The sequence below is a fragment of the Gordonibacter pamelaeae 7-10-1-b genome, assembly GCF_000210055.1.
GTDB classification, from domain to species: Bacteria; Actinomycetota; Coriobacteriia; order Coriobacteriales; family Eggerthellaceae; genus Gordonibacter; species Gordonibacter pamelaeae.
This window is the reverse complement of record NC_021021.1, coordinates 1,661,820-1,662,567: the sequence shown is the minus strand read 5'-3', so window position 1 is coordinate 1,662,567 and position 748 is coordinate 1,661,820. Positions and strand designations below refer to the sequence as shown.

Sequence of the window (748 nt, the reverse complement as noted above, 5' to 3'; positions counted from 1 at the left end):
AGCGCCGCCGCCGACACGGTGTACGTCCCGCCTTGCCCTGCGCCTCGTTCCTGTTCCTCGCCGTGTCCCAAGCCCTGCTCCTTTCTCTCACCGAGCAGGATAGCACGACCAGGCAGCCCCGCGTCCAAAACCCAGCACGTCTGCATGCCATCCGTCCGCGTCGTCCCCTAGAACGCACGAGGTGCGCCTGCCGTCCGGCGGGCGCCTCTCGTGCTCGATCGTTTCCCGAACTCAGTGATGATGGTTGCAGGCGTTCTCGGCACCCATGATCGGCACGCTGCCGGCCGCCACGAGCTTCGCGACCTCGCCCACGTTCGGCGTCTGGTTCTCGAAGTACACCGTGATACCCGCATCGTTGAAGCCCATCATCGGGCGCATGCCCATGCCGGCCGCCACGATGGCGTCCACGCCGGCATCGGCGAGCAGGCCCACCGGGCGCAGGCAGCCGCCCTCTTCGTGCGGCGGGTTCGCCAGCTCGGACGTGCCTTTGATCTCGCCGTCCTCGATGTCCACGATGGTGAAGCAGTCGCAATGGCCGAAGTGGCCCGAGCGCTCGGACGCGAGGTCGGCCGCGCCCATCGTCGGCACCGCGAGTTTCAGCGTTTCTCCCATGATGATCCTTCTTTCCCGGAACGTCGCCGTTCCGCTTATCGTCTTCCGAGGCCCTGTCGCCCCGGATCGTGCCCAATTCGTTTCCAGTCCGTCCGCGCAGGCGCCGCCTTGCCGGTCGGTCGCGCAGGCGGCGGGG

Annotated in this window: 1 protein-coding gene; it reads right to left on the bottom strand. The window is 67.8% G+C overall.

Annotation, left to right across the window (positions count from 1 at the left end; all coding sequences use genetic code 11):
- Positions 1–231: 231 nt before the first annotated feature.
- Positions 232–612 carry a NifB/NifX family molybdenum-iron cluster-binding protein gene (locus GPA_RS07730; protein WP_015539510.1) on the bottom strand — a complete coding sequence of 127 codons (381 nt, stop codon included), beginning with the start codon at positions 610–612 and terminating at the stop codon, positions 232–234.
- Between the last annotated feature and the right edge of the window lie 136 nt (positions 613–748).